The following is a 7,475-nucleotide window of genomic DNA, read 5'->3' as shown; positions in this document are numbered from 1 at the left end:
CGGCGCCCGCCGCGAGCTTGAGCAGCACCCTGGACGCGGCGTAGCGGTGCCGCACCTCGGGGTGGGCGAGGTCCAGGTAGCGCGACCAGTCCCGGCCCAGCACCGCGCGCAGCTCGTCGCCGCTCGGCAGGTCCGGCTTCAGGTCGGCGAGGTCGGCGTGGACCACGGCGGTGCCGTACTCGGCCAGGTCGGCGCGGACCGCGTCCCGGACATCGCCGCGCGCGGCCACCTGCACGGGTCGGCCCACCGGCGGGCCGAGCGTGGGGTTTCGGGGATGGGTCATGCCTGTCGCTCCAGAACTGAGTGGATCTCCGCGAGGCTGCGCGCCCCCAGGACTGCGTGGGCGGGAATCCGGCCGGTCTGCGCCTGCGGCGGGCTGACCGGTCGCAGCGGGTTCCCCGGGCCCCGGCCGGGCAGGCCGGCGAAGTCGCCCTCGGCGTCGCCGCCACCGCCCGCCGGGTGCGGCTCCCCGCCGATCGGATGCAGGAACGCCTTCAGACTAGTGAGTTCACGCACGGCCCGCCCGCTCTTCGCGCAGATCGAGGCGGATCGGGCCGGTATTCCCCGGACACTCCGTCAGGTCGCGACCGTCGCGCACCCGGCTCTCCTCGCGGGCGGTCGCGGTGGGGCCGGCCGGCTGCCGGGCACCAGCGGGCCGCGCCATCACGGCCGGCCGCGCAGCGCGTCCGGCAGCTCGACCAGACGGGCGGTGAGCCGCTCCAGGGTCGGATGGTCCCAGAGCAGGGTCGGCTCGACCGCCAGGCCGAACTCTTCCTCCAGGTCGCCGCAGAGGCCGAGCGCGCAGACCGAATCCAGGCCGTACTCGGCGAGCGGGACACCGGGGTCGATGCTCTCGGCCGGCCGCTTGACGTAGAGGGAGATCCGGTCGAGCAGCCAGCCGTGCGGGACCAGGCCCGGCCGCGCGGCGTCCCGGCTGGTGGGAGCGGTCATCGCTGAACTCCTCGCATCGTGGGGGCCCTTGGCGGGTCGTCGCGGCCTCGGATCAGGACGCTCCCGACCGGATCGAGCACCTCGTGGTCGCCGCGCGGCCCGCCGTCCGGCAGGAGCCCTCGCATCCGGACGTGCCGCACCGCGGCGCTGGTGGTGCGGCGGACGGTGCCCGGCGGCTCCCGCAGCACGGAGCGCGCCCGGTGAGGGTGACGAAGCGTGGCAAAGCCGCCCCCTCGGATAGTCCCCGGCGCTGCGGACCCCGCACCCTGGGCCCCTGGTCCGTCCGATGGTCCCGCGGGGCCCTTAAGCCCCGCTTAGGGCCGGCGCCTCGGGGGTGAGCCGGGCCGCCCGCGACGGCGGTGACCGCAGCCGCGGGCGGTCAGCAGCAGGAGCAGCCGGTCCCGCAGGCGGTGGCGGCCGTCGGCGCGGACAGCGCGCACGGCAGCTCCATGGTCAGCCGGGTCGGGCCCCCGGGTGGACTGCTCAGGCTGAGCGTGCCGTCGAACGCCGCGAGGCGGCCCTGGATGCCCCGCAGCCCGCTGCCGAGCAGGGGGTCGGCGCCGCCGTGCCCGTCGTCGGCCACCTCGGCGCGCAGCAGCCCGGCGGTGTGGGAGAACCGGACGGTCGCGTGCCGGGCGCCGCTGTGCTTGGCGGCGTTGGCGAGTGCCTCGCTGACGGCGAAGTAGACGGCCGACTCGACCGGGCCCGCGACCCGGCCGGGCACCTCGGCCCGCACCTCGACCTTCAGGGGGACGTCCAGGACGAGGGCGCGCACCGCGTCGACCAGTCCGCGCTCGGCGAGGACCGGGGGGTGGATGCCGCGGACCAGGTCGCGCAGCTCCTGGAGGGCTCGGCCGACGTTCTCCTGAGCCTCCGTCACCAGCTTCTTCGCGGCCTGCGGGTCCCGGTCGATGAGCGCCCCGGCCGCACCGAGGCGCAGGCCCACGGCGACCAGCCTGGCCTGGGCGCCGTCGTGCAGGTCGCGTTCGATCCGGCGCAGTTCGGTGGTCCGGGGCTCGACGGCGTCCGGCCCGGTCCCGGTCACCTGCTCGACCCGGCGGGTGGGCCCGGCCGTTCGGCGGGCGCGAGCGGGGCCCGCATCCAGCGGCCGTGCGGGCGCCGCACCAGGAGCACCCATGACTGCATGCTGCTCACGGCGCCTCCAGCGGTAGGTCCGGTAGTGTCGGCTCGACACCAGCGGTCACGATCCGAACCTTCGTCATCCGACAGTAGGGTGCGCCGGCCCGGGGCGTGGTCCACTTGCGGATCCCTTAGGGGTCCGACCGGATCCGACCGCGGTGCGCGCGGATCTGATTGAGGGGTACCGGCCGGCTCGTCAGGGGTGCTCCAGCACACGACCGGCACACCGCGTTCGATCGCGCGCTTCCGGAGCCCCGACGGCGACTTCCCGCGCTTTCTCCGTCCGTACCCGACCTGCCGACTTGTGCGAGGAATCGATCCGGTGCGATTTTCATTCGACATCTGAAATCGAACGCGCGCCCAGGAATGCGGTGGGGATAGCCCCACCGCGCCCGGGGCGTAACGGGGTGGCAGGGCGCGGCGGGCGGAACGTAGGTTTTCCAAGTCCCGGCCGGAACCGGCCCAGGCCGGACAGGCATTCGAGAGGACGGCACATGTCCGTGGTGATTGACGTGCGCAACCTGCGCAAAGCATACGGTGACCTGGTGGCGGTCGACGACGTGTCCTTCGCCGTCGAGGAGGGCGAGATCTTCGGGATCCTCGGGCCCCGCGGCGCGGGCAAGAGCACCGTGGTGGAATGCGTCGAGGGGCTGCGGGACCGCGACGGCGGCCGGATCGACGTGCTCGGTCGCGATCCCTGGCGGGTCCGGTCCGGGATCACCCGGCAGCTCGACGCCCGGCTGCAGGACGGCCGGACACCCGACCGCGCGCGGGTCGCGGAGGCACTGTCGCTGTACAGCTCGTTCTACCGCGACCCCGCCGCCTGGCAGCGGCTCATCGACTCGCTCGGGCTCGCCACCGGGCCCGCGGACGGCCGGGCGGCGGGCCGCCCGGACGAGCAACTCGCAGCCGTGCTGGGGCAGGTGGGCAACCCGCAGGTGGCGGTGTTCGACGAGCTGACCACCGGGCTGGACGCGCGGTCCCGGGAGGACACCTGGGAACTGATCGAGGCCGTCCGGGCCAGTGGCGTCACCATCCTGCTGGTCACCGAGTTCTGGGAGGAGGCCGAGCGGCTGTGCGACCGGGTCGCACTGATGGACAAGGGCCGTCTCGCCCTCACCGACAGGCCGGCCAGGCTGCTCGAACGCGTGCGGAGCGGGCAGCGGATCCAGTTCCGCCCCTCCGTCCCGTTCGACCACGATCTGCTGGAGCGGTTGCCCGACGTCAGTGGCGTCAACCGTCAGGGCGACCACGTCGTGGTGACCGGCAACGACGACGCGCTGGGCGAGGTCACCTCGCTGCTGGCGCGGCACCGGGTGCTGGCCGGGAACCTGCGCGTCGACCAGGCCGCGCTGGACGCGTTCCTCGCCCTGATCAGCAAGCGCTCCGCCTCCTGAGTCCGGCCCTATTCGGGGCTCACGATCCGGGCCCGCCGGTTCAGTTCCTGGGCGAACTCCTCCCAGAACTGCGAGTTCTGACGGGACAGCTGAATGATCAACTCGATGCAGTGCGAAGGCACGGACGCACAGATGTCCGTCATCTCCATGGCACCCAGCACGTTCTCCTTGAACATCCGCAGCAGCCGTCGGCCCAACTCGCTCTGGCGCAACGACGGATCACGCATGAGCTTTTCGAGAGTGCCGGTCGACGGCGGCCCCACCACGGCCGGACCCGGCGCCGGAAGGGTATCCGTCCGGGACTCCGCCACGGAATCCGCGGTGTTCCGCGGACAGGGGACGGGCCCCTCGCCGCGCTCCAGCCGCCGGCGCACGTCGAGCGCCGTCGCCGGCGAGACGCCGGCCGACCTGGCCACCTGGCGCAGCGAGGCCTCGGGGTTCTCCCTGATCAGCTCCGCCGCCCGCAACCGCCCCGAGGCCCCGTTCAGCGGACGGACCTTGCCGTCCCGCCCGACCCGGAAGTTCGACGGCGGCACCGCGTCGGACGAACGGCGCAGCGCCGCGACGGCCCTGGCACCCAGCCCGGTCGACTTGGCGACGGCGCGGTCCGACATGGCGGGGTGCGACTTGAGGATCCGCAGCGCCGCCGCGGTGCGATCGGCGTGCGACAGCGGCAGGCCGTGCTCGACGTTCGCCTCGACCGCCTTGAGGAACACCTCCTCGCGGCTGCCTTCGAAGAACCTGACGTCGATCGCCTTCCGCCCCTTGAGGGAGGCCGCCATCAGACGGTGGATCCCGTCGATCACCCGCATCGTCCGCCGGTCGACCAGAATCGGCGGCAGCGGACCCTCGACCGCCGCCAGCCGCAGGACGTGACCCTTGTCCTCACCTTCCAGTCGCGGCGAATCCCCGGGCAGAATATCCATGATCGGAACCGAGACGACCTCCGGCTCGTCGTCCCAGCGATCGTCGATTCTGAGCGGTATCACACTGTGGGCTAGCAGGCCCATACTGCACCCCCATACAACTCCGGCGAGTCATTTGCAGCAGTGGAGCAGAAAGCTGTCAATAGCTGTTCGGGTTTTTTTCCGAATTGACTTGGATCACACGCTAGCAGCCCCTTCTGCGCCCTGGAACCCGCCGTCCCGGGACTTAGGGGTCCCCTCATCCGGGTTAAGGGACCCCTGTCCGGGGGTCGCTCAACCGGCCCCGCCGCACCGGTTGAACGACGGGAACGCGGCGGAGCCCCGACCGGGGGACTCGAGAGTCCACCCGGGCCGGGGCTCCACCGCGTTCGCACCCTCCGCCGCCTCGGCGGCCGTCCTGCCGCGCCGATCGGCTACGCCTCCTCGGCGGCCGGCTCCTCGGCCGGCGCCTGCGGCACGGCCGGGACGCTCAGGCCGGGAACGGTGAGGTCCGGGACGGTCTTCACCGCCGCGAGGGCCGACTCGATCGCCTCGGCCAGCGAGGGCGCGACCTCGTCGTCGAAGTCGACCCTCGTGACCTTGACCTCCGCGTTGGTCGGAAGCGCATCGGTCGAGAACACCGCGCCGGTGAAGCCCTCCCGCAGGACCGCCGACTCGTCGTCGGTGATCTCCCGACTGAGGACCAGGGAGAACTTGTGCCCCATGTACGTCACCTCTCAATGTCGCCGCGTATGTCGCCGCGTATTTCGGAAAACAACCGGGATCATCGGGACAACGCAACAGGCAGCCACGTTCCCTCGGCCACATTGATACCAGTCGGGCCACCGCCCGGTCACCGTTCAACCGCCCCGTTCCTCACAGTTGAGCGGACAGCCGCGGGCGACGGCATTCGCTATGTTTGGATTTCGATTCCGATCCGGTGTGACTACCTTCTGGAGTGGCATGTCTCGGCCTTCGCCCGGAGATGAACTGTGGTGCCGACGTTTTCACCCTGCCGAAAAGCCGGCCGCCCGACTGGTGTGCCTCCCGCACGCGGGCGGTTCGGCGTCCTTCTACCTTCCGGTCTCGGCGGCGCTGAGCCCCGAGGTCGACGTCCTCGCCATCCAGTACCCCGGCCGGCAGGACCGTCGGATGGAGCAAGCCATCGACGACCTGGCGGTCCTCGTCGACCGCATCCATGACGTGCTCCGGCGCCAGCCGGAACTCCCGCTCACCTTCCTCGGCCACAGCATGGGGGCCGTCATCGGCTTCGAGCTGACCCGCCGCCTGGAGGCCGAGGGGCACGGCCCGGTGCGGCTGTTCGCCTCCGGGCGCCGCGCGCCCTCGACGTTCCGGCAGGAGGACACCTGCCGCAGTGACGACGCGATCCTGGCCGAGGTGCGCCGGCTGAGCGGCACCTCGGCGGCCCTGCTCGGGGACGACGAGATGATGCGCGCCGCACTGCCCGCGCTCCGGGCCGACTACACGGCGATCGAGGCGTACCGCTGTGCGCCCGGGGCCACCGTGAACTGCCCGATCACCGTGCTGACCGGCGACAGCGACCCCAAGACGACCCTCGACGAGGCGAAGGCCTGGGGCGACCACACGACGGAGCCGCTCGACCTGCGCGTCTTCCCCGGCGGGCACTTCTTCATCAGCGAGCGGAGCAAGGACGTCATGAAGGTCCTCGTCGAGCACTTCCAGCAGGAGCGCGCCCGGACCGCCGGCTGACGGCCCACCACCCGGCCCGGGCGGCGCGGCGCTGCCTCCCGCCCCTGACGGCCCCGCAACCGCCCAGCCTTTCTGGGGGGTTGCGGGGCCGTCGCCGTCCGCGCACCGACGCGGAAAAGGGGACGTGCGGAGCAGGCCGCGCGGAACGGGCCCGCGCGGGGCAGGGAGGTGCCCCGCCACCCGGCGCTCCGGCCGCCGTGCGGGCGGACGCCGGCGGTGGCACGCCGAAGCCGTGCACCGCCCCGGGGGTCCGGACGGTGCACGGCTTCGGCGTGCGGGTCGCTCAGCGCCTTCGACGCGTCACTCGGCCACGTAGGTGCTGTGGGTCCACACGAAGACCCGCAGCTCACGGTCGTCGACGACGGTGGTCCTGGCGCTGGCCTCGAAGTGCTCGTAGCGGTTGCCGAGCGGGACCTTGACCTTGGCCGCATCGACGTCCGCCACGTGACGCAGCCGCTCAGCACCGGTGAGCGCCGGGGCGCCGGTGAGGAACACGTTGGGCGCACGGTTGTCGTTCATGATCACCCTCACTTCTCTGGAAGTCGCCGGCCGAAAGAGGGGGCCGGGGCCGGGTGCTACGGGGGAGAGCGCCCGGCCCTGAGCCTTCACAGCAGCGTAACAACACCAACTCCCTTGTGCAGTGCGGCAGTTGAACACTCCGAAGGCCGGGCTCGGGCGGCCGGCCCGAGAGTGGGTCCAGCCCCACCCGGCCGTACGGACAGACCCATGTCGGGCCGGCCCGGCGATCCGTACTGTCGAAGGCACAACGACACGAAGGAGCAAGGACCATGGCGAAGACCACCGACATCACCGCCGCCACGGCGCAGCTGAGCGACTCCCGCACCCAGGAGGCGCTCGAGACGGTGAAGAAGTGCATCACGCTCTTCGGTGCCGTCGGCGCCATCGTCCTCGGCACGGTCGCCGTGATGGCGTTCACCGGCCACCAGGCGACCTCGTTCATGTGGATCCGGGGGGCGATCCTGTTCCTGGCCACCTTCCTGCTCCACCGGTACCACTCCCGCGCCTCCCAGGGTTCCTACAAGGACTTCGACCGGCTGCGCACCCTCTCCGCCATCGTGCCGATCGCGATCATCGGCGTGGACCTGATCCCCGGTCTCTGCCCCATGTGGTACGCGGTGATCCAGGGCCTGTCCGCCCTCGCCCTGATCGGCGTCGCCGTCGTCACCCGCGGCTCCGCGCTGAGCGCCGCGTTCCCCTCCCCCGGCAAGAAGTGACGTGCTGAGGACCTGCTCCGCCCTTCAGATGGCCGGACCGCCAGCGGCATCCGGCCATCCGGCGTTCCGGGCCGCTCCCGTACCGGGGCCCGGCTGACACAATGACCACCGCTGCG

9 protein-coding genes and 1 pseudogene are annotated in these 7,475 nt (G+C 72.2%); 3 read left to right on the top strand and 7 right to left on the bottom strand.

Annotated features, from left to right (window positions below):
* The 4 genes and pseudogenes from LN042_RS33985 to LN042_RS33970 form a co-directional block, all read right to left on the bottom strand.
* Positions 1 to 283: pseudogene (locus LN042_RS33985) on the bottom strand (phosphopantetheinyl transferase); the annotation flags it as partial.
* Positions 280 to 516 carry a hypothetical protein gene (locus LN042_RS33980; protein ID WP_230055310.1) on the bottom strand — a complete coding sequence of 79 codons (237 nt, stop codon included), beginning with the start codon at positions 514 to 516 and terminating at the stop codon, positions 280 to 282. The gene LN042_RS33980 and the pseudogene LN042_RS33985, both read right to left, overlap by 4 nt.
* 147 nt (positions 517 to 663) lie before the next feature.
* Positions 664 to 951, bottom strand: coding sequence for an acyl carrier protein (locus tag LN042_RS33975; RefSeq protein ID WP_230055309.1), 288 nt, complete (start codon positions 949 to 951; stop codon positions 664 to 666).
* Positions 952 to 1,330: 379 nt separating this feature from the next.
* The gene (locus LN042_RS33970; protein ID WP_230055308.1) at positions 1,331 to 2,089 is read right to left on the bottom strand and encodes a sensor histidine kinase; all 759 of its coding nucleotides are present in this window, start codon (positions 2,087 to 2,089) and stop codon (positions 1,331 to 1,333) included.
* Positions 2,090 to 2,585: 496 nt separating this feature from the next.
* On the opposite strand from LN042_RS33970, the gene LN042_RS33965 reads away from it, so the two are divergent.
* Positions 2,586 to 3,488: an ABC transporter ATP-binding protein gene (locus LN042_RS33965; protein ID WP_230055307.1), complete on the top strand. Its 903-nt coding sequence runs from the start codon at positions 2,586 to 2,588 to the stop codon at positions 3,486 to 3,488.
* 8 nt (positions 3,489 to 3,496) lie between these two features.
* Here the strand turns inward: LN042_RS33965 and LN042_RS33960 are convergent, their stop codons facing one another.
* Together LN042_RS33960 and LN042_RS33955 are read right to left on the bottom strand one after the other, a co-directional pair.
* Positions 3,497 to 4,414 (bottom strand): ParB/RepB/Spo0J family partition protein, encoded by a 918-nt coding sequence (locus tag LN042_RS33960; protein WP_230055306.1) that lies wholly within the window; start codon positions 4,412 to 4,414, stop codon positions 3,497 to 3,499.
* Positions 4,415 to 4,827: 413 nt separating this feature from the next.
* On the bottom strand, positions 4,828 to 5,118 hold the full coding sequence (locus LN042_RS33955; RefSeq protein WP_230055305.1) for a hypothetical protein: 291 nt from the start codon (positions 5,116 to 5,118) through the stop codon (positions 4,828 to 4,830).
* Positions 5,119 to 5,431: 313 nt separating this feature from the next.
* Between LN042_RS33955 and LN042_RS33950 the strand changes: the two genes are divergently transcribed.
* The gene (locus LN042_RS33950; RefSeq protein WP_308191910.1) at positions 5,432 to 6,124 is read left to right on the top strand and encodes a thioesterase II family protein; all 693 of its coding nucleotides are present in this window, start codon (positions 5,432 to 5,434) and stop codon (positions 6,122 to 6,124) included.
* 300 nt (positions 6,125 to 6,424) lie between these two features.
* Here LN042_RS33950 and LN042_RS33945 read toward each other — a convergent pair whose 3' ends face one another.
* Entirely contained in the window at positions 6,425 to 6,643 is a 219-nt protein-coding gene (locus LN042_RS33945; RefSeq protein ID WP_230055304.1) for a DUF5988 family protein, read from the bottom strand.
* Positions 6,644 to 6,912: 269 nt separating this feature from the next.
* Here LN042_RS33945 and LN042_RS33940 point away from each other — a divergent pair, with 269 nt between their 5' ends.
* On the top strand, positions 6,913 to 7,359 hold the full coding sequence (locus tag LN042_RS33940; RefSeq protein WP_230055303.1) for a hypothetical protein: 447 nt from the start codon (positions 6,913 to 6,915) through the stop codon (positions 7,357 to 7,359).
* Positions 7,360 to 7,475: the final 116 nt, after the last annotated feature.

It is taken from the genome of Kitasatospora humi (assembly GCF_020907985.1).
Classification (GTDB): domain Bacteria; phylum Actinomycetota; class Actinomycetes; order Streptomycetales; family Streptomycetaceae; genus Kitasatospora; species Kitasatospora humi.
The sequence above is the reverse complement of the archived record's forward strand: the minus strand, read 5'-3'. Positions and strand labels throughout refer to the sequence as shown.

Excerpts from the sequence above, each read along its gene's own strand:
- LN042_RS33970 (WP_230055308.1), bottom strand. The coding sequence starts at position 2,089 with ATGGGTGCTCCTGGTGCGGCGCCCGCACGGCCGCTGGATGCGGGCCCC.
- LN042_RS33960 (WP_230055306.1), bottom strand. The coding sequence starts at position 4,414 with ATGGATATTCTGCCCGGGGATTCGCCGCGACTGGAAGGTGAGGACAAG.
- LN042_RS33940 (WP_230055303.1), top strand. The coding sequence starts at position 6,913 with ATGGCGAAGACCACCGACATCACCGCCGCCACGGCGCAGCTGAGCGAC.
- LN042_RS33945 (WP_230055304.1), bottom strand. The coding sequence starts at position 6,643 with ATGAACGACAACCGTGCGCCCAACGTGTTCCTCACCGGCGCCCCGGCG.
- LN042_RS33965 (WP_230055307.1), top strand. The coding sequence starts at position 2,586 with ATGTCCGTGGTGATTGACGTGCGCAACCTGCGCAAAGCATACGGTGAC.
- LN042_RS33955 (WP_230055305.1), bottom strand. The coding sequence starts at position 5,118 with ATGGGGCACAAGTTCTCCCTGGTCCTCAGTCGGGAGATCACCGACGAC.
- LN042_RS33975 (WP_230055309.1), bottom strand. The coding sequence starts at position 951 with ATGACCGCTCCCACCAGCCGGGACGCCGCGCGGCCGGGCCTGGTCCCG.